This window comes from Acinetobacter sp. MD2(2019) (assembly GCF_035615615.1).
In the GTDB taxonomy this organism is placed as follows: Bacteria; Pseudomonadota; Gammaproteobacteria; order Pseudomonadales; family Moraxellaceae; genus Acinetobacter.
The window spans coordinates 1-20,917 of the sequence record NZ_VTDU01000020.1; the positions used below are offsets into that span (position 1 = coordinate 1).

Annotated in this window: 16 protein-coding genes; 5 read left to right on the plus strand and 11 right to left on the minus strand. The window is 42.9% G+C overall.

All coding sequences use genetic code 11. From position 1 onward, the window contains the following. The 10 genes from I2F62_RS10280 to I2F62_RS10325 form a co-directional block, all read right to left on the minus strand. On the minus strand, nt 1-478 hold a 478-nt coding region (locus tag I2F62_RS10280), incomplete at its 3' end, for a complex I subunit 1/NuoH family protein (RefSeq protein WP_324626921.1). Between the two features lie 2 nt (nt 479-480). Further along, the gene (nuoG, locus tag I2F62_RS10285) at nt 481-3,165 is read right to left on the minus strand and encodes an NADH-quinone oxidoreductase subunit NuoG (RefSeq protein ID WP_324626922.1); all 2,685 of its coding nucleotides are present in this window, start codon (nt 3,163-3,165) and stop codon (nt 481-483) included. 11 nt (nt 3,166-3,176) lie between these two features. Further along, complete coding sequence (nuoF, locus tag I2F62_RS10290; RefSeq protein WP_324626923.1) at nt 3,177-4,502, minus strand: NADH-quinone oxidoreductase subunit NuoF; 1,326 nt, start codon at nt 4,500-4,502, stop codon at nt 3,177-3,179. Beyond that, nucleotides 4,499-5,008, minus strand: coding sequence for an NADH-quinone oxidoreductase subunit NuoE (nuoE, locus tag I2F62_RS10295; RefSeq protein ID WP_324626924.1), 510 nt, complete (start codon nt 5,006-5,008; stop codon nt 4,499-4,501). Before nuoE ends, nuoF begins: the two co-directional genes overlap by 4 nt. 12 nt (nt 5,009-5,020) lie before the next feature. Continuing rightward, nucleotides 5,021-6,811 (minus strand): NADH-quinone oxidoreductase subunit C/D, encoded by a 1,791-nt coding sequence (gene nuoC, locus I2F62_RS10300; protein ID WP_324626925.1) that lies wholly within the window; start codon nt 6,809-6,811, stop codon nt 5,021-5,023. An 87-nt stretch (nt 6,812-6,898) separates the two neighbouring features. After that, a complete protein-coding gene (locus tag I2F62_RS10305; RefSeq protein ID WP_324626926.1) occupies nt 6,899-7,576 on the minus strand; it encodes an NADH-quinone oxidoreductase subunit B family protein in 678 nt (225 codons plus the stop codon). A gap of 6 nt (nt 7,577-7,582) precedes the next feature. Then, nucleotides 7,583-8,122: an NADH-quinone oxidoreductase subunit A gene (gene ndhC, locus I2F62_RS10310; RefSeq protein ID WP_324626927.1), complete on the minus strand. Its 540-nt coding sequence runs from the start codon at nt 8,120-8,122 to the stop codon at nt 7,583-7,585. Nucleotides 8,123-8,702: 580 nt separating this feature from the next. Continuing rightward, nucleotides 8,703-10,235 carry a DHA2 family efflux MFS transporter permease subunit gene (locus I2F62_RS10315; RefSeq protein WP_324626928.1) on the minus strand — a complete coding sequence of 511 codons (1,533 nt, stop codon included), beginning with the start codon at nt 10,233-10,235 and terminating at the stop codon, nt 8,703-8,705. Between the two features lies 1 nt (nt 10,236). Then, on the minus strand, nt 10,237-11,385 hold the full coding sequence (locus tag I2F62_RS10320) for an HlyD family efflux transporter periplasmic adaptor subunit (RefSeq protein ID WP_324626929.1): 1,149 nt from the start codon (nt 11,383-11,385) through the stop codon (nt 10,237-10,239). 262 nt (nt 11,386-11,647) lie between these two features. Beyond that, the gene (locus tag I2F62_RS10325) at nt 11,648-12,148 is read right to left on the minus strand and encodes a thioesterase family protein (RefSeq protein WP_324626930.1); all 501 of its coding nucleotides are present in this window, start codon (nt 12,146-12,148) and stop codon (nt 11,648-11,650) included. 94 nt (nt 12,149-12,242) lie between these two features. On the opposite strand from I2F62_RS10325, the gene hemB reads away from it, so the two are divergent. Next, nucleotides 12,243-13,253: a porphobilinogen synthase gene (hemB, locus tag I2F62_RS10330; RefSeq protein WP_324626931.1), complete on the plus strand. Its 1,011-nt coding sequence runs from the start codon at nt 12,243-12,245 to the stop codon at nt 13,251-13,253. A gap of 27 nt (nt 13,254-13,280) precedes the next feature. Then, a complete protein-coding gene (gene thiO, locus I2F62_RS10335) occupies nt 13,281-14,411 on the plus strand; it encodes a glycine oxidase ThiO (RefSeq protein ID WP_324626932.1) in 1,131 nt (376 codons plus the stop codon). Between the two features lie 21 nt (nt 14,412-14,432). Here the strand turns inward: thiO and I2F62_RS10340 are convergent, their stop codons facing one another. Then, nucleotides 14,433-14,897, minus strand: coding sequence for an ABZJ_00895 family protein (locus tag I2F62_RS10340; protein ID WP_324626933.1), 465 nt, complete (start codon nt 14,895-14,897; stop codon nt 14,433-14,435). Between the two features lie 638 nt (nt 14,898-15,535). Here I2F62_RS10340 and I2F62_RS10345 point away from each other — a divergent pair. The 3 genes from I2F62_RS10345 (at nt 15,536) to I2F62_RS10355 (ending at nt 20,906) form a co-directional block, all read left to right on the plus strand. Next, entirely contained in the window at nt 15,536-15,841 is a 306-nt protein-coding gene (locus tag I2F62_RS10345) for a hypothetical protein (protein WP_324626934.1), read from the plus strand. A 208-nt stretch (nt 15,842-16,049) separates the two neighbouring features. Further along, nucleotides 16,050-17,300: an exonuclease SbcCD subunit D C-terminal domain-containing protein gene (locus I2F62_RS10350; RefSeq protein ID WP_324626935.1), complete on the plus strand. Its 1,251-nt coding sequence runs from the start codon at nt 16,050-16,052 to the stop codon at nt 17,298-17,300. Nucleotides 17,301-17,309: 9 nt separating this feature from the next. Then, nucleotides 17,310-20,906, plus strand: a complete 3,597-nt coding sequence (locus I2F62_RS10355) for an AAA family ATPase (RefSeq protein ID WP_324626936.1) — start codon at nt 17,310-17,312, stop codon at nt 20,904-20,906. Nucleotides 20,907-20,917 lie beyond the last annotated feature (11 nt).

The window sequence follows — 20,917 nt, forward strand, 5'->3', positions numbered from 1 at the left end:
TGGTCTGTGCAGATGAACGTAACGCACCGAGTAAGGCATATTTGTTATTTGATGACCAACCTCCAAATAACACTGCGTAAACAGCAATGCCGGCCATTGCCATAAAGAACAATAGACCAATGTTCATGTCTGCTGCACCTAAGTACGGGCTCACAGGAATGACCATGTACGACAGTACCGCAGTTGCCATGGCAACTGCTGGTGCTAAACGGAAAGTTAATTTGTCGGCAAATGTTGGTGTCCAGTCTTCTTTAAACATGATTTTAAGCATGTCGGCAACAATCTGGAAAATACCACCTGGACCTACACGGTTCGGACCGTAACGGTCTTGCCATAAGCCCAATAAACGGCGTTCAATAAACGACATTAAAGCGGCAAAGATCACCACCACTAACATGATGACAATCGCTTGCACCACGCTATAAGCGATTGGCCAATCGGTTGCCCAAGTCGGTAATGCGCGTAAATGTTCAGTCATAATTACACTCCCACCGAAACAGCAACAGGTTCAGCCAACGACACGGTTGGTGCTAAACCAATTGGATAACCAATATAGCCTGTAGGTAAATATTCAATCACTTGCACAGGTAAGCGCACTTGGGTTTCCCCTGCGGTTACGGTAATGGTTTGACCATCTTGTACATTTAAACGTGAAGCATCTGCTTCGCCAACAGCAAAAACAGCGTCAGGAATACGCGATTCCATGGCAGGGGTTTTCACGGTAAATTCACCCGATGCAAAAATGTGATGCATAGGCACTAAGCGGAAGCTGTCTGCATTAGCAACTATAGCCGATGGTGCAACATAACTACGCGCAGGGCGTTTGGCTAAGCGATCAAACAAGCGAATACCCGCATCACCACCTTTTAAGTGACCACCCACTTCGTCTTGGTATTTGTTCCAAGATTGCGGTGAGTTCCAACCCGGTGCCCATGCAAACGGAACAAGAGATGCAGATTTTTGAGGACCAACATAGCCTTCCATCGAGAAGGTTAATGCAGAATCGATATCAACCGGTTGTTTTGGTTCGTGTACCGAAATTTGCGCACGTTGTGCTGTACGACCTGAGTAACGGCGCGGTTCACGGGCAATTTTTAAGCCATGAACACGGTAGCCAGCATCAGGTGCAACATCTTGAATGGCTTCAAGCACAGGTACATTTTTCACCACCGACTCAATCACATCGTCAAGTACCGTCCAAGCAATCGCTTTACCTTTAATGCCTGTTTCAAGGGCATGTAACCAACGCCAAGATTCTTTAATGGCATATTCAGGTTTGTAATAGCTTGGATCGTAAACTTGATAAAAACGCTGCGCACGGCCTTCTTGGCTGACCACCGTACCGTCACCTTCAGCAAAGCTTGCCGCAGATAATACGACATCGGCTTTTTTCACAGTTTCAGTTTCACTGTGGTCAAGCACAATCACGTTTTTGGCTTTGTCTAAAGCGGCTTGCACTTGCACCGCAGGTAAACGGCGGAACAAGTCATTTTCAACCACAACTAAAGTGTCGTAGTCTTGGGCAAAGGCTTGTTCTAGGCTTAAACCACCAAACAAGGCCAGACCCATCGAGTTCACTTCAGGAACAACCAAAGTTAAACCTGCATTTGAACCTAAGTTTTGGGTCAACTCTGCCGCTGCTTCCATAATCGCTGCATCTTGCAAGCTTGTACCTGCAATAATCAGCGGTTTTTTGGCAGTTTTTAAGGTATCTGCAATGGTTTGTGCAAAGGCTTTAGCGTCTTCATCTAAACCAAGCACCACCTCGCCTTTTACCGCTGCTGCAACAGCAAAACCTAAACGTGCAATATCGTTTGGCGATGCAACCACTTCACCTGTTGCTACATCAGCAAGACGCGTTTGTGTTGCTGCCAAAATGTAAATTGGTGATTTTTCATCTTGACCAATACGTTGTACAGGCTCAGCCAACCAATCTGGGGTACGGCGATCTGCCGCCATTTGTTTGGCTTTATTTTTCGATGCTTGACGAACCGACAACGCCATACGTGGCGCAGTTTGGGTTAAGTCTTCACCTAAAATCAGCACAGCATCGTAACTTTCAACTTCACGCAGCGTTGGGTTATAAATACCATCGGTTTGTAAAATTGAAGCCGCCAATTCAACCAATGACTGCTCTTTTTGCGTCATCCCTGTTGAATAATGTGCTTGCCCAACCAATTCACGTAACGCAAAGTTAGATTCTAAACTTGCACGTGGTGAACCAATCCCAAGTACTTTTTGCCCTTGGATATTAGCAATCACACGGTCAAGTGCTTGATCGACAGAAACTGTAGTAACCGTTTGACCTTGACGCAATTGTGGCTGACGGGGACGATCTTCACGGTTGACATAGCCACCGCCAAAACGACCTTTGTCACACAAGAAGTATTGGTTGACCGAACCGTTAAAACGGTTTTCGATACGGCGTAATTCGCCATAACGCTCGCCCGGAGAAATATTACAACCTGAAGAACAGCCTTGGCAGACGCTTGGCGCATACTGCATGTCCCATTTACGGTTATAACGTGCCGAGTGAGTTTTATCGGTAAATACGCCTGTTGGACAAACTTCAGTTAAATTACCTGAAAATTCAGACTCTAAAGTCCCCGATTCAGGACGACCAAAGTACACCCGTGAGGCATTGGCATACACACCAAAGTCAGTACCACCTGCGTAGTCTTTGTAATAACGTACACAGCGATAACAAGCGATACAACGGTTCATTTCATGTGCAATGAACGAGCCGAGTTCTTGGTTATGATGGGTACGTTTGGTAAAGCGATAGCGACGACGGTCGTGACCTGTCATTACGGTCATATCTTGTAAATGACAATGTCCACCTTCTTCACACACAGGACAGTCGTGCGGGTGGTTGGTCATTAAAAATTCAACAATAGAAGCACGAAAATCGGTCGCTTCTTTGTCTTCAACCGAAATATAGGTATTGTCAGATGCAGGTGTCATACATGACATGACCAAACGACCACGCGTATCTTCAGGATTCGCGTATTGAGTCACAGCACATTGACGGCAAGAACCGACAGAACCTAAGGACGGATGCCAACAAAAATATGGAATGTCGATGCCAAGGCTTAAACACGCTTGCAGCAAGTTTTCAGAGCCATTGACTTCGTAAGATTTTCCATCGACATGAATGGTAGCCATAGTCGAATTCCTTAAGCTTGTTCTACGTCAAGAGTTGCAGCATGGGTTTTAACCTTTGCTTCAAACTCATGACGGAAATATTTTAATGCGCCCATTAATGGTTCCATTGCACCCGGTGCATGCGCACAGAAAGTCTTACCAATCCATAATTTACGGGTAAGCTCGGTCAGATGCTGAATGTCTTCCATCTTGCCATCACCATTTTCAAGCGTTTTCAATGCTTTAACAGCCCACGGCAAACCATCACGGCATGGCGTACAGAAACCACAAGACTCACGTGCAAAGAATTCTTCTAAATTACGCGTTGCCGAAACCATACATTGGGTTTCATCTACAACCATCAACAAACAAGTGCCTAAACGCGAACCTGCTTTCATAATGGTTTCAGAATCCATTGGCAAATCAATGTGCTCTGCCGCTAAGAAATCGGTCGATGCACCGCCCGGTAACCATGCTTTTAAGGTTAAACCGTCACGCATACCACCAGCATGGTCTTCAATCACTTCACGTGCTGTGGTACCAAATGGCAATTCCCAAAGCCCTGGGAATTTCACTTTACCCGATGCACCATAAATTTTCGTGCCTGGATCTTTCGATTTACCCGCAGATAAACCAATGTACCACTCAGGCCCACGCAGCATAATCGAAGGCAAGTTGTTATAGGTTTCTACGTTATTCACGATGGTTGGGCGACCCCATGCCCCTGCAACTTGTGGGAATGGTGGCTTAGTCCGTGGGTTAGCACGGCGACCTTCAAGTGAGTTAATCAATGCAGTTTCTTCACCGCAAATATAACGCCCTGCGCCCGTATGCACGTGCATCTCAAAGTTCCAGCCTGTTCCAAGGATGTTTTCACCCAAGTAACCTTTGGCACGAATTTGATCTAGCGCTTCATTTAAATATTGCGCAGCTTCAATATATTCACCGCGAATAAAGATGTAGCCTTGGGTTGCTTCAAGCGTATAGCCTGCAATCAACATGCCTTCGATTAGCTGATGCGGCAATTTTTCCATCAACAAACGGTCTTTAAAGGTACCCGGCTCCATTTCATCTGCATTACAGATGAGATAGCGTGGACCGCCATCGTTTGGCGCCATGAGTGACCATTTAATCCCTGCTGGGAAACCTGCACCACCACGACCTTTTACCGTTGCAGCTTTAATGACTTCAAGCACATCTTTCGGTGGCATGCCTAATGCTTTTTTAAAGCCCGCATAGCCTTCTAAAACTTCAAAATCATCTGCATTACGCACATGTTCTTGTTTGCTTAAACGCCAAGTCAGTGGATGCGTGTCGGGATTGCCGTCGCCATAAATTGGTTTTGGTTCAGTATTCATAGATACTTCTCCAATAACTGTTTGACTGAAGTCACATCAACTAAACCGTGTGTGTCTTCATCAATCATCAAAGTTGGGCCTTTGTCGCAATTACCTAAGCAGCAAATTGGCAGCAAAGTAAAGCGACCATCAGCAGTGGTTTGTCCAAAGGCAATACCAAGCTCGCGTTGGAATGCTTCCGCCAAAGTTTCTGCACCCATTAAGAAGCAGGCAATTGAGTCGCACAGCAAAATAACGTGGCGACCAACAGGCTGACGGTAAATACGGTTATAGAACGTTGCAACACCTTCTAAGTCCGCAACACTCATGCTTAATAGCTGTGCAATGGCATTCATTTGCGCATCATCCACCCAACCATTACGGCGTTGTACATGCTTCAACGCATCTAAAGATGCTGCACGCGGGTATGGATAATGACCAATGTGATGTTCAATTTCGTGGATTTCGTCCGCAGTCAAAATCCCTTCAACATTCACACGTGGTTTTTTATCAGTCAAAATCATCATAATCTGTTGTCCTTAACGATCCACATCGGCCATAACCACGTCAATGGTTGCCAAGTAAATGATCAAGTCAGAAACCAAACTGCCGTTAATGACCGAAGGCATTTGCTGCAAATGCGTGAAGGTTGGCGTACGAATACGGGTACGGTAACTCATGGTTGACTTATCTGAAGTTAAATAATAGTTACTTGCGCCCTTCACCACTTCCGCCATCACAGACGATTCGCCCGCAGGCATTACAGGACCCCAAGATACGCTTAAGAAGTGCGTAATCAAGGTTTCAATGTCTTGTAAGGTCTTGTCTTTTGGTGGTGGAACAGCCAATGGATGATCGGCTTTGTACGCACCAGACGGCATGTTGTCTAAACATTGCTTGATAATTTTGAGCGATTCACGAATTTCATGGAAATGCACCATGACACGCGCATACGCATCACCTTCGTATTCAAGTGGTACATCGAAGTCGTAATTTTCGTAACCAGAATACGGACGATATTTACGCACATCGAAGTCAATACCTGTGGCACGCAAACCTGTACCTGTCACGCCCCATGCCAATGCAGATTTTGCATCGTACTGCGCCACATTACGGGTACGACCAATAAACACCGAGTTTTTAAGAGCAGCAGTGTAGTATTCGTCCAAACGTTTCGGCATCCACTCTAAGATTTCGCGAATCAGCTTTTGCCAATTGTTTGGAAGGTCGTGTGCTGTTCCACCAATACGGAACCACGCCGGATGCATACGGAAACCAGTAATGGCTTCAATCGCATCATAGATTTTTTGGCGGTCGGCAAACATGTAGAATACTGGGGTCATACCGCCTGTATCTTGGATTGCAGTACCAATAAAGAGTAAATGGTTGTTGATACGGAACAATTCCGACATCATGACACGAATACACTGTGCACGATCTGGCACAGTAATGCCTGCCAGTTTTTCAACGCCCATCACATACGGCATGTTCTGCGCACAGCCACCTAAGTAGTCGACACGGTCGGTATAAGGAATGAATGAATGCCATGTTTGACGTTCAGCCATCTTTTCCACACCACGGTGGTGATAACCGATATCTGGCACACAGTCTTTCACTTCTTCGCCATCAAGCTGCAAAATAATACGGAATGCACCGTGCGCAGATGGATGGTTCGGACCCAAGTTCAAGAACATGAAGTCTTCGTCTTTATTGCCGCGTTTTAAGCCCCAATCTTCAGGTACAAAGCGCAAGTGTTCTTGCTCGAAGTCCTGTTTGGCTTGGTTTTGCATGTATGGGGTATATTCGGTTGCACGTGCAGAATATTCTTTACGTAACGGATGACCTTCCCAATACGTTGGCAACAAAATACGACGCAACATTGGATGCCCGTCGAAATGAATCCCAAACATGTCATAAGCTTCGCGCTCATACCAGTTCGCATTCGGCCAAATATTCGATACCGTTGGAACGTTTAAATCACTTTCATTTAGCGCAATTTTAATGCGAATATCGGCATTGCGCTCTAAAGAAATTAAATGATAAAACACAGTAAAGTCAGATGCAGGCAGACCTTCACGATGTTGGCGCATGCGCTCATCCACCGCAGACAAGTCAAACAGCATGACATATGGACGTGACACCGTACGCAAGAACATTAAAACTTCGTGTACGCGCGCACGCTCAACCCAGACCGTTGGAAAATCTTCACAAGTCGGTTGCACATAGAAGTTCTCACCAAATTTGGTTTTGATCTCTTCTACAATTGCAAATGCTGGGCGCGAATCAACAGGCGTTGACTCTTCTGGCATAGCAATTTCAGTTTCAGCCATTGGCTTGGCTTCCTTTTTAATACAAATTCTTTTCAATCCTAACGAAAATTCCGCCCTTCATTGGCGGAACACAATCCTTCGCTTAGATTATTCAATCTCATCCATAGAGCGTAAATTTTTCACTGCGATACGTTCTGCATTTTTGCGGTCACGTTCTGGCATCATCTTTGGCTTATATACTGGCTTAAGATCATCACCAATCACAGCAGAGAGCGGTCTGCGCTCAAGTTGAATCTGGTCTTGTAAAAGCATTAATGCTTGGATTAAAGCTTCTGGACGCGGTGGGCAACCCGGTACATAAACATCGACAGGGATAATTTTATCCACGCCTTGTACCACCGAGTAAATGTCGTACATACCGCCAGAGTTGGCACATGCACCCATTGAAATCACCCATTTTGGTTCAAGCATTTGTTCATATAAACGCTGAATAACAGGCGCCATTTTTACAAAGCAAGTTCCAGCAACAATCATTAAATCGGCTTGACGCGGCGAAGCACGAATAACTTCTGCACCAAAGCGTGACAAGTCATGTAAGCCAGTTAATGTGGTTGCATATTCTACATAGCAACATGATGTACCAAAGTTAAACGGCCAAACGGAGTTTTTACGACCCCAGTTGACAACGTTATGCATCACATCTTCCAATCGAGTCATGAATACGTTTTTATTCACTTCTTCCTGAAGAGGGTCATTAACGATTTGTCGTTCTTGTAACGGATATTGATCCGCCTCTGGATTAGCACGGGTAAGTGTATATTTCATCCCGTATTACTCCTTGTTGTCAGCCATGACTGTGGTTTTTTTTAATCGTGATTGTGCAGGAATATTTCCTGTTGGGTCACAGACCAATTCTTCAATCGAGTTGAATCGCGTAATCTCAGCAATATCCATATTTGGTGAACCAATTTTTGGTAGTATTCCTGCTGCCTTGCGGCGATCGTATGGCGACCAAGTTAAGGCACCTACAGATAAAGCATAGATTAAACCAATAAGAAGCTCTGCCACGAACACGGCAACGGTTGCATAACCAAACCAACCCACTTCACGTACTGAAGTCGACCATGCATATAGATAAAGTGCTTCCAAATCGAAAACAACAAAGAAGATTGCAACAAGATAGAACTTTGCCGACAAGCGGATACGAGCACCGCCTGCACCAACGACACCAGATTCAAACTGCTCTTGTTTAGCACGCCCCCATGACTTACCACCTAACAATAAAGGTACAGTAAGCATAAAGACACAAAGGAATGTAACACCGATCACGAAGGCAATAATTGCCCAATCGTATGGAGTAATGGCACTCATGCGGGGAAAACTCCTGGCAGGCCGATTTTAACTGAATGTATGTATTGGCCTAAAAATACACCAAACATAAAATTAAACAGGCTAATTGTACCCGATTTATAATTTCTGTGGCTAGCTTCAATAACCATCCATTGCGCTTATTTTTTGATTATTTTTCAAACTAAATGCGACATAAACATCTGTAGCACGTTGATAGACGGTACTTATCGTTTTCTACAATTGTAAAAATCTTAAATCACTTTTTTTTCAATTAGGATAGCTTTTCAACATTGGTATACCAATTACACGATAAAAGGCAATGCTGTTTCACTTCATTTTTCATTTTCATAACGATAATAAATCGCATTCCATAAAGCAGATTATTGCGAATAAATCTTATTTAAATCTTTATTTTCCAAGAATTAAGCCTAAAAAGAATTACACAATCTGACCAATCGGCATTGGCATAATGTGATGCGCGTTCATCCAACATGGTAACCACACAACATTCGTTTTCTCTAATGCTCGATCAAACATCAGCAAACTAAAAACGGATTTTACTGCAAATAAAAAAGCCACATTGGCATGTGGCTTTCATTAATTAATGCACCGCGTGTCCGGCGGCGGCATTTTTCTTCGATTTAGGGCAGAACCAAATAATGCATGCCCCAAACACAAAGATTAAGCTAAAGATCAAAAAGACGTGATTAACCGACATGGTCAGCGCTTCTTTATCGACCAAATTAGAAATAACCCCTAAAGCTTCGTGGCTGGTAAATCCATTTTGCATCAGCGCTTGCTTAGTGGTGTCTGCTTGCAAATGCGACACCAATTCACTCCGCGAAAGAATAGAATGATCGCTCCAAACGGTAACCGCCAAAGACGTTCCAATGGCACCAGCCATGGTTCGCATAAAGTTCATTAAACCCGCAGCAGAGGCAATTTCTTGGGGTAAAACAGCACCTAAGGCAATATTCGACAATGGAATAAAGAAAAATGGCACAGCAAAACCTTGCAAAATTTGCGGCAATGCCAAGGCCATGAAATCCGCTTCATTGTTCCAAAAGGCACGCATAAGCGTGACCACAGCCATTAATAGAAAGCCAAAAGATGTTAAGGCGCGCTCATCCATTTTGGTGGCAAGTTTTGCCACCACCGGCGACATGGTTAAGCTACCAAAACCCATGGTTGCTGTTAAATAGCCCGCCCAAGTTGCGGTATAGCCCATATTGGTTTGTAACCACTGGGGAATAATCACAATACTGCCAAAGAATGCAGCAAAACCAAAGGCCAAAGCCGTGACCGAAATGCTAAAGCCACGGTGCCTAAACACTCGAATATCCACCACCGGATGCCGTTCGGTATATTCCCAAATGAGGAACACAATAAAGCCAACTAAAGCGGTAATTCCCAGACCTAAAATGAAACTGTTATTGAACCAGTCACGTTCATGCCCCAAATCGAGCATTAATTGCAAGGCACCAATCCACAGCACCAATAAGCCAAGTCCAATACTATCAATTTTGATTTTTTGAGTTGGTGTTTCAGCAGGTTTTAATAAGCGAATGGCGGCTAAAGTACAGATAATTCCGACTGGAATATTGATAAAGAAAATCCAGTGCCAAGATAAATTATCGCTAATCCACCCACCTAAAATTGGCCCTAAAATTGGCCCAACCACAGTGGTCATTGCCCACAAGCCCATCGCTTGAGCATGTTTTTCAGGTGGAAAAATCCGCATCAATAACGCTTGGCTAATTGGCATGAGTGGCCCACCAAACAAGCCCTGCCCGATTCGACAAAACACCAACATTTCTAAACTGGTGGATAATCCACAAAGTAAAGAAAACACAGTAAAGCCGATGAGTGACATGATGAACACACGTACGGTACCAAAACGCCCTGCAAGCCAACCTGTTAAAGGCACACAAATGGCTTCTGCAACCGCATAAGAGGTAATTACCCATGTGCCTTGCGAGGTTGAAATTGCCAGATTCCCACTAATATGGGTTACCGAAACGTTGGCAATGGTGGTGTCAAGCACCACCATAAAATTAGACAGCGCAATCACGAAGGCCGCTAATAATAAGCGCCCTCCTGAAAGCTCAGCAAAAGGATTACCTTTATGGCTCATATTAATTCTTCGAGTTTAGTTCAACTTCTGCATTCATCGACAGCCCGACCCGTAATGGATGCTGTGCTAATTGTTTAGGATCTAATGCAATTCGCACTGGTAAGCGCTGTACCACTTTAATCCAGTTACCTGTCGCATTTTGCGCAGGAATTAAAGCAAAGGCTGCGCCAGTACCACCAGAGAAACCAACAACCGTGCCATTGAAAACCACTTTGCTTCCATACAGATCTGAAGTTAATGTGGCTTTTTGCCCCACTTTAACTTTCGCAAGTTGGCTTTCTTTGAAGTTAGCATTGACGTATAACTCGGCAATAGGCACCACGCTCATGACGACAGAACCCGGAGCAACACGCTGACCTATCTGTACATTACGATTGGTCACCACACCATCTACAGGTGCTCGAATAATGGTGCGTTCAAGGTCAAGCTGTGCTTGTTGAACTTGAGCTTCAGCGGCAAGCACATCTGGAGTTGAGTTTTCATTGGTGCCAGCAATTAATGCGTTGTTGGCAGCTAAATTACTTTGTGCCGCTTTACGATTCGATTGTGCTTGCGCCAAACCAGCCTTAGCCACATCTAACGCAGCTCGTGCTGTTTGTGCAGTTGAATTGGCCGTGCTCAATTCTTCTTTTGAAATTGCACCGCTCGCCGCTAACGTATTACGGCGCGCCAAGTCTTGATTGGCTTTATCAAAATCGGCTTGGGCTTTTGCAACTTGGGCTTGTGCGCTGCTAATGGCATCAGAACTCACTAAAATTTGTGAATCTAACGAACTACTATTAGCCGAACTTTGTTTGTATTGGCGTTTGGCTTTGGCCAGTGACGCTTCCGCTTGCGCTAAGGCAATTTTGGCATCGCGATCATCTATTTGAACCAAAACATCGCCGGCATGGACTTGTTGCGTATCTTGAACCAAGACTTTAGCAACCTGACCACTCACCATAGACGTAATTTGTGCGGTGTCTGCACCAACGTAAGCATTGTCGGTTTCTTCGGTGCCACTTAAGAAAAACACCCAAATGGCATAGATAATTGCGGCAATCAGCAAAATGATAAAAAAGAAAGAAAAGAGCTTCTTTCTTTTTTGTTTTAAATCTGGCTGATTTTGATTGTCTTCTGTTGATGTCGGGCTAGTTTGAACATCCGTCATACATGTTCCTAAATTTTATTGAATCTTTAAAAAGCAAATGAGGTCTGTGTCATAACAGCACTGTTAGGTTTGCTTTTTTATCTGATACGAGATAAGCGAAATAATGCGCTAAACATCACATGTTAGCTGCAAAAAAACAAGATTGTTTTTTTTCTCATTTTATGAGCAATTGGCTATTTTATTTAAAATAAATATTAAAAAACAATTTATTAATATCAAATTACAACATAAGCCAGCAATTTATTTTTATCGCAAATTTAAATCAATATGCATAAGAGGCAATTGCAGTTGCAATTAAAAGCTGTTGATCGTTATGCAAGTTCATGCGCATGGTGCAGCTTTTTTGCCCCATGCGTAATGTTTCTGCACGTGCAATAAAAAATGCACCTTTGCCAGCCACCAAATAATCTACTCTTAAATCTAAAGTGGCCAATCGAGAAATTTTGCGCAGGGTCTCATCTAGATTTTTCGTTTCTGCCCGTTGATACAACGCAGCCATGGCATGAACACCGCCAATGCTGTCGAGCAAAGTTGCGGCAACGCCGCCATGTAAAATCTGATAAGCCAAATTACCCACCAAGAACGGTTGCATTTCAACTTTCGCTTCAATTTCGCCATTCACCACCTGCATCGACATTGCATTATGTGCAAAAAAAGGGGACGTATTAAAAACAACGCATAGCTGCTGTATGAATGCATCAAAATTGTGAGGTTCAGCTTGTACAAGTTGCCCCGTCCATTCTGCAAAATTCCCTTTTGTCATGACTTGATCTCCTTTTCATGCATATTTTTTTGTGCAAATTCGCCATCAGAGGTCTACAATACCTGCAAGTTTAATACTGAACATCGAGATTGTTATGACTTATACGTTCAATCGTCCGGCATTTCCTGCGACTCGCATGCGCCGCATCCGTAGAAATGATCAACTTCGAACGATGGTAAGTGAAACTCATCTAACAGCAGATCACCTGATTTATCCTGTGTTTGTTTTGCCGGGGCAAAATCAAGCGCAAGATATTGCCAGTATGCCAAATGTGCAGCGTCTATCTGCCGACTTATTATTAAAAAAAGCTGAAACACTGTTAAACCTCGGTGTTTCAAAGCTCGCACTTTTTCCTGTAACCCCACAAGAAGATAAAAGCTTAACTGCCGAAGCTGCTTGGCGTGACGATGGCGTGGTACAAGAAACCTGTCGTTTACTAAAAAAAGAATTGCCAGATATGGTGCTCATCACCGATGGCGCTTTAGATCCATACACCACGCATGGTCAAGATGGATTAATTGACGACACCGGCTACGTTTTAAATGATGAAACGGTTGAATGTTTGGTTAAACAAGCCTTAAGCCACGCCGAAGCTGGCGCAGATGTCATTGCACCAAGCGATATGATGGATGGCCGTATTGGTGCCATTCGCCAAGCCCTTGAAGCACATGGTCACATTAATACCAGCATCATGGCTTATTCGGCGAAATATGCGTCGAGTTTTTATGGCCCGTTTCGTGATGCGGTGGGCTCAGCAAGCAATTTAAAAGGGGGCAATAAATATACCTACCAAATGGACGTGGGTAACCGTGCCGAAGCATTACATGAAATTGCCTTAGATATACAAGAAGGCGCAGATATGGTGATTGTGAAGCCAGGCATGCCCTACTTAGACGTGGTGCGTGAAGTTAAAGATACTTTTGGCGTGCCGACATTTATTTATCAGGTCAGTGGTGAATATGCCATGTTGGCAGGTGCAATCCAAAATGGTTGGTTGTCTGAAAGCGTTATCTTAGAATCCCTGATGTGCTGCCGCCGTGCAGGTGCCGATGGCATTTGGACTTACTTTGCCGAAACCGCAGCAAGACAATTAAAGTCGATGTAAGTTTTATTTTTATAAACGAGTGCACCCATGCAACATATTGCCATTATTGGAGCAGGAATAAGCGGTTTATTAACTGCATTGGAACTGATTGAGCATGGTTGCACGGTCAGTATTTTTGACCAGCAAGAAGCAGGAAAAGAAGCGTCTTGGGCTGGTGGTGGTATTCTTTCGCCCATGTACCCGTGGCGTTATCCCAAAGCCGTGAATGATTTGGCCCAACATGGCAAAACCTTATATGAGGCCATCAACCAAAAAATTTCCCCGTTCACTCAAATTGATTTTGAAATTCACAATTCAGGCATGCTGATTTTTGATGAAGCAGACTTTGACGTTGGGCAAGACTATGCCAAAGCATATCAAGACCCCATGCAGATTTGCCAAAAGTTGCAGCAGACTGAACTGCGTCAAGTCAATCCAAAAGTGTCTAAACATTTTTCAAAGGCGCTGTATTTCCCACATTTGGCGAATGTTCGTAACCCGCGCCTGTTACAATCGTTGACCCATTATTTAAAACAGCACAACCAAGTCACCTTTAAAGAACATTGCCCTATTGAGCAATTAAATTTTGTGAATGGTGCTGTGCAATCGGTAACAACCCGTTCAGGGAAAACGATTGTTGCTGATCAGTTTATTTTAGCCACTGGCGCGTGGAGTCAAAACTGGCAACAACAATTAAATCTACACATTCCGGTTCAGCCCATTCATGGGCAAATGGCACTATTTAAAACCCCAGCAAATTGGCTACCAACCATGTGTATGAATCGAGTGATGTACCTGATTCCCCGAGCCGATGGGCATATTGTGTGTGGTTCGAGCATGAATGATTTTGGTTTTGATAAAAGCGTCAAATCAGATATTCAAAACAACATTATTGATGCCGCAAAAGAAATGGTTCCAGAGTTATTACAATTTCCGTTAGTTGCACAATGGGCTGGCTTAAGACCGAGCTCGCCTACGGGTGTTCCCTATATTGGAAAAATGCCCGAAATTGCCAACTTATGGGCCAACTTTGGACATTTTAGAAATGGGCTGTGTATGGGGCCAGCATCGGCAAAACTATTACGTCAGCTAATACTTAAGCAACCCACGTTCATCGATCCGCAAGCTTATTCAGCACAGCGTTTGACGCAACTACACCCACAATCACAAAGCGTATAAGTTCCTTTTTTAACTTAAGGCTTAATCGTCAATTTCATGATCTTCGTACATTCGTTCAACCAAATGTTGTGCGCGCTTGCCATAAAGCCAAATGGTGGTTAAATATAAAGGCAACGCCAAAAGTAAAAATAGACCAAACGAATAAAAGAACACCCGTGGATGGGTTAAATAATGCCAAATATCATCAAAAATTTCTGAATTGGTATTTAATGCCCACGCCAATCCAAGCAAACACCCTATTGCGCTATAAGTTAAAAAAATTGCGATAAAGCCCAAGGTTAATTTATGTTTTTCTGAAACACTCGGTGCGCGCTTTTCTTTCTTTAAAAAACGAAATAACACAGCAATCATTGCAATTAAATAAGGAAAAGCCGTTAAAAAACCACTTTTACCCACAGGCAGCAAAAATGCAAGTAAACCAATGACGCAACTTATTGTTAAACTTAAAATAAAAAAATATAAAAAGTAAGGGCGCAAAGAAGTCATAGCTTAAACCAACGTTTCTAAGTCATTATATAGACTTTATCTTACCCTCGAATCTAATCTAATGTAATACGAGATTTTTAAAAAAATTATCTTGTTAAAAAACAATCACAAATACATCCATAACGCACAAAAAATAAAAAAAGCGATTTTTCTTCACTTTAATGTCAACCTTTTTGCAAACCCGTACGTTATATAAAGCATAAGGTCAGTAGCAACCGCAAACTTTGTTCGGCATCTACAAACTTTGCGGTGACCTTGCATAGCAATACGCGCAATTCACCACGGGCAGCAGATAAAAATAGCCCGTTGTATGGTGTTCTTAGGCCAACGATTTTCTCACTCGAATCGTTGGCTTTTATTTTAATTCTAAAATTTGAACAATCTACTTTGTATTGGCTCATCTACAGCCTGACATTTTGCTGATGCTTATGTTTATCTTCATCGTCAATCTTTAAGACTACAACTGATGATTCTCAAACTTTAATTCTGAGCGCTAATAAAATATGAACAACATATTTACTTTCCGCTACCTAACGACAGATTTTCAGCGTGAAGCACATATACAATCTTCATCATAAATTCACAACTTAAGCCAATGATATGTTTATCAAATCTAAAACCCAACAGAGTACAATTCCATGAAAAAACTTCTTTCAACACTCGCACTTGGCTTATCTGTAACTGCATTTGCAGCCACTGCGATGGCAGCACCGAATCAACCCAAACCACAACCTGAACATGCTCAACATCATGCCATGACCAAACCTACGCCAGACATGAAACCGCAACCCGAACAACACAAGCCAGCACCGAATCAACAACCGAAAAAACAGCAACCTGCCCCACATAAAAAACCTGATGGCAAAAAACATCATGCAAAACACAACCAAAAGAAACCGCTTCTACCTAAAGCAGCACCGCATGTTGTTCCACCAAAACCATAAGCCAAACGCGAATCAACAGCCATATCAGCAATGATCTGGCTGTTTTTTATCAATTAAACAAGCAAGTTTCCAATTCAAAATCGATTCAATAACATGATTTTTAGATGCCAACTGGCAATTTTTAGCGAATTAAAACCCAGATATTCACCACCTCAAAATTTGAATTATGCTACCTTATGTTGTATTCAAAAAAGGAAGCCTTCAAGCAATGACCGTGCGATTTTTTCATACCTCTGACTGGCACTTGGGGCAATTTTTTTATAATCATTCCCGCCATTACGAACATGAACAATTTTTAGCATGGCTTCTTGAACAAATTAAAAATAAACAGCCGAATGCCTTGCTTATTGCGGGGGATATTTTTGATGTTATTAACCCAAGTTCGCAAGCACAAAAACAGCTTTATCAATTTCTTGCAGATGCGCACGCCCTTGCACCGCACATGCAAACCTTAATGATTGCAGGCAACCACGACTCAGGCTACCGCATTGAACAAGTCGAACCCTTATTAGAAAAATACAATGCAAAAACAGTTGGGGTCATTCGCTGGAATGCCGACAAAAGCTTAAATTTAGATCGTCTGATTTTACCTATTTATGATGCAGAGCAAAGCATTATTGCTTGGTGCATTGCCCTGCCTTTTTTGCGTTCGGCAGAAATTACTGGCTTTAATGAGTCGACCGCTAATAGTCAAAATGCCATTGTCTATTTGCACGAACAACTGATTGCCGAAGCAAAACGCCGCAAAACGGATGATCAAGCGTTGATTTTGATGTCGCATGCGCATATGCAAGGCGGCGAAACATCGGACTCAGAACGCCCAATCATTATTGGCAATGAAGAAGCATTATCTACCACATTATTTGACGATGCGATTGATTATGTAGCGCTTGGGCATTTACACAAACCGCAAAAAGTACAGCATCCACACATTCGTTATAGCGGCTCACCCATCCCACTGTCTTTTAGTGAAATTAACTATAAACATCAGGTGGTTGATGTCGAAATTCACTCAAATTCTGAACAAAAAACCGTTGAATTTTCGGCACTTGAAATTCCACGTGCGGTCAAATTACACAAAATTCGTGGTGAATTAACCGAGGTCATGCAGCGACTACAAACCTTAGCCACAGGTGATATTGCATTGATTGACCAACGCGAATATGTGGACATCGAATACCATACCCTCATCCCGCCACCCCCCAATTTAAGACAACAATTTGAAGATGCATTACCGCCTAATCGTTATCGCTTAGTGCGTATTTCCAGACAATATTTGAACACAGCCAATAGCACAGCGCAGGCACAACAGATTGCCTTAGAACCGCCCACGCCCGAAAAACTCTTCCAACAAATTTGGGAAAAAAAAGGCTATCAGAATGACCCAATCGTTACACAAGATTTTTTAAGTTTGGTCAATGAAGCACAAAAACAACTTGAAGATGATCATCCCAATTAAAGGTTTGCCATGAAAATTTTATCTATTAGACTTAAAAATCTGGCTTCGTTGGCGGGTGAACATTTTATTGATTTTGAAGCAGAACCTTTAGCCAATGCCGGATTAGTTGCCATTGTTGGGAAAACTGGCGCAGGCAAATCGACTATTTTAGATGCGATGTGTTTGGCGCTCTTTAATAAAATTCCCCGACTTAAAGACAGCGATGGAAAACTTTTTGATATCGATGGCTCAGAAATTGCCACCAATTCACCCTTAACCATATTGCGCCGTGGAACAGCGCATGGCTTTGCTGAACTGTGTTTTATCGCGCAAGATCAAAAACGCTATTTAGCACGTTGGGAAATTAAACGCGCCCGTGAAAATGCCAACGGCAAATTACAAAATGTTCAGCGCAGTTTAAAATGTTTAACCGATGGCGTGGTAATTGCCGATAAAACCAAAGCCGTTGAACAGCACATTCAACACATTACTCAACTCAGTTTTGAGCAATTTACCCGTGCCGTACTACTGGCACAGTCGGAAGTCACCGCCTTTTTAAAAGCACGCGACAATGAACGCGGCGAGCTTTTAGAATACCTGACCAATTCAGCGATTTTTGCCAAAATTGGGCAACTGGCTTTTGAAAAAACCAAAGAAATCACGCAACAACGAAAACTGCTTGAAAGCCATTTGGGGCACATCGAGTTATTATCTGACGATGATCTAAAGCAGTTACATCAAGATATTGCAGACATACAACAGCAACATCAGACACTTGAGACACGCAAGCAACAATTACAACTTCAGCAACAGTGGTTTGAATTAAAACAAAAACTTGACCGAGATATCCTGCAAAAACAAGCATTACACAGCGAGCAGAAAAAAACTTTTGATGGATTAGCATCCGAACGTCAGTTACTTGCTCAGTTAGAAGTATTTGCAGAAATACGCCCGCAGGTCTTCCAACAACAGCAATTGCTGAATCAAAAAACGCAGCTTGAACCTGAATTGCAACACAAACAAACTCTGTTTGCGACGTTAGCACTACAATTTGAGCAAGATCAGCAGCGATACCAAACGGCTGAAAAAGCCGTGCAGCAATTGCAACAGTTTGAACAACATCATCACAGCGAGTTGAATCAATTACGGAAATATATCCAAGATCGGGAAACCATTGCAGAACAATATAAGCACAGTAAATTAAAAATTCAGCAACTGGAAATCGCGCAGCAACCGGTTTTAATAGAACAACAACAGGTGCAGCAGCAGCTAAACAATTTAGAACAACAGCATAAACATTTAGATGTCCAACTCAAACAAAGTACGCAATTTAGTCGTTTAGACAATGGCATCGCGGCGCATATTCAGCAATTAAGCCAATTTATTGAATATTATAAAAATATTGAATCCCAAATTGGTGATATCGAGCAAGCCAAACAGCAACTACAACAAGAACAAAAGCAACTGAATGCGCTGGTGCAAAACTTTGGCGATTATACGCAGCTGCAAAACAAAATTGCACAGCAGCAAAGCATGAAAGACCAGTTGCTTAACCGTGGGCATCAACTCAAAGAAATTCAGCAAAAACTGCTCGATTATTTGGCTTTAACGCAAGACATTGCACAAAAACAAACGCAACAGCAGCATACAGAAGAGAATTTGCATGCATTACAAACTCAAACCCAAGCGTTAGAAAAAGTCTATCAAGAGACCAAACTTGAACGTGAAAAATTACAGCATGTGCTCCAACAACAACGCTTATTGCATGCAGAAAATATTGAACAACTGCGCGCCAATTTAATTGCAGATGAACCATGTTTGGTCTGTGGTAGCACAACGCATCCTTATCGGGACGATGAGAATGCCATTTCTAAAGCACTGTATGCGCTACAACAGCAGCAAGAACAGCAAATCATCCACAGTGAACAACAACATTTTCAAAATTGGCAGCGAACTCAACAGCAATTAACGCAAGTACAGACGGAACTTAAGCAACAAAAACAATTTCTGCAACAGGCATCAAATCAGTTGCAACAACAAAAAGAGGTGCTTCAACACTGCTTAAGACTTGCCGAAATTGAACTCGATTTAAGCTTAGATGCATCTCGACTTACCGCGAATATAGACGAAAATATCAAGCAACAGCTTCAACTGAAAATACAGTTTGAACACGATTTAGCACAGCAAATACAAGCCCAAGAACAGCAACTAAAACTCACGCAGCAAACTCAACAACTCGCGCAGCATTTACATAACCTAGAACAACGTCAGCAGCAACTAGCGCATATTACGGCGTGTTTGCAGGACGATGAAACACACGCGTGGACATCGCATAGCTTCATGACCGCGCAGAAGATTTTGACGCAGTTAATTCAGCGTGCGCAGCATTTAGAACAAACAACTGCAATCAGCCAACAGCTAGATCGGCACAATCAAAAAATCAAGCTGCTAAATGCAGATTTACAGCATATAAATCAACAACTTACCGAGTCAGAGCAACAACACCAAGCACTCGAGCAAAAAGGCCGACAAAATAGCGAGCATGCCATGCAGCTGATTGAACAAATGACCGGATTGGCAGGCCAAAAAGCCAATGAATGGTTAACCGCGCATGATCGCGAACGGCAAAACTTACAGCAACAATATAACCAAGGAAAAACCGCATTTGAACATGCCCGACAGCATTTTGAACAAGAAAAAAATCTGCTCGAACAGCTTAAAAACAGACAACAGGATTATCAATCCGCACTTGCAAAAATAGTCAGTGAGATTGAAACATGGACAGCACAGCAGACTCAAATTGAAAGCAGTCAATATGTGCCGTTATTGGGCGTTTCTACGCAGCAAGAACAACAGATTCGCAGCCAACTTCAACAGGCCGAACGAAGCTTAAACGATACGAATGTCAGTATAAATATGCTACAGCAGCAACTTCACGAGCATTTAAAAACTCAACCTGATGTCGATTTAACTGGATTACAGCAACACATTCATGACACACAAATTCAGTGGCAACAGTGTAATGATCAGCGCGACCAATATAAAATTAAACTGGAGTTGCATCAGCAAAATCTGAGTAAACAGCAACAATATGCCGACCAAATTCAAAGCATCCAAGCACAAGAATATCGTTGGAGTAAAATTTCAAGTCTGATTGGCGATGCCAAAGGCAAAGATTTCCGCGATTACGCACAGCAATACAATTTAGATATTCTACTCGAATATGCCAACCAACAATTGGCAACGCTTTCGCAACGCTATACCTTAAAACGTTTAGACAATTCACTCAGTCTGGCCATTATTGACCACGATATGGACGATGAAATTCGTTCAGTCGCCTCTCTGTCGGGGGGAGAATCCTTCTTAACCGCACTGGCCATTTCACTCGCCATTGCCAATATGGCTTCGGGTTCAATGAAAATCGAGTCGTTATTTATCGATGAAGGCTTTGGTACGCTCGATGCCTCATCGTTACATATGGTGATGAACGCACTCGACCAACTACAAAATCAAGGTCGTAAAGTGGTTCTGATTTCACACATTCAAGAAATGCACGAACGTATCCCCGTGCAAATTCAAGTACAACCGCGCGGTTCGGGCTCAAGTAAAATTGAAGTGGTGGGATAATCGGCATACTG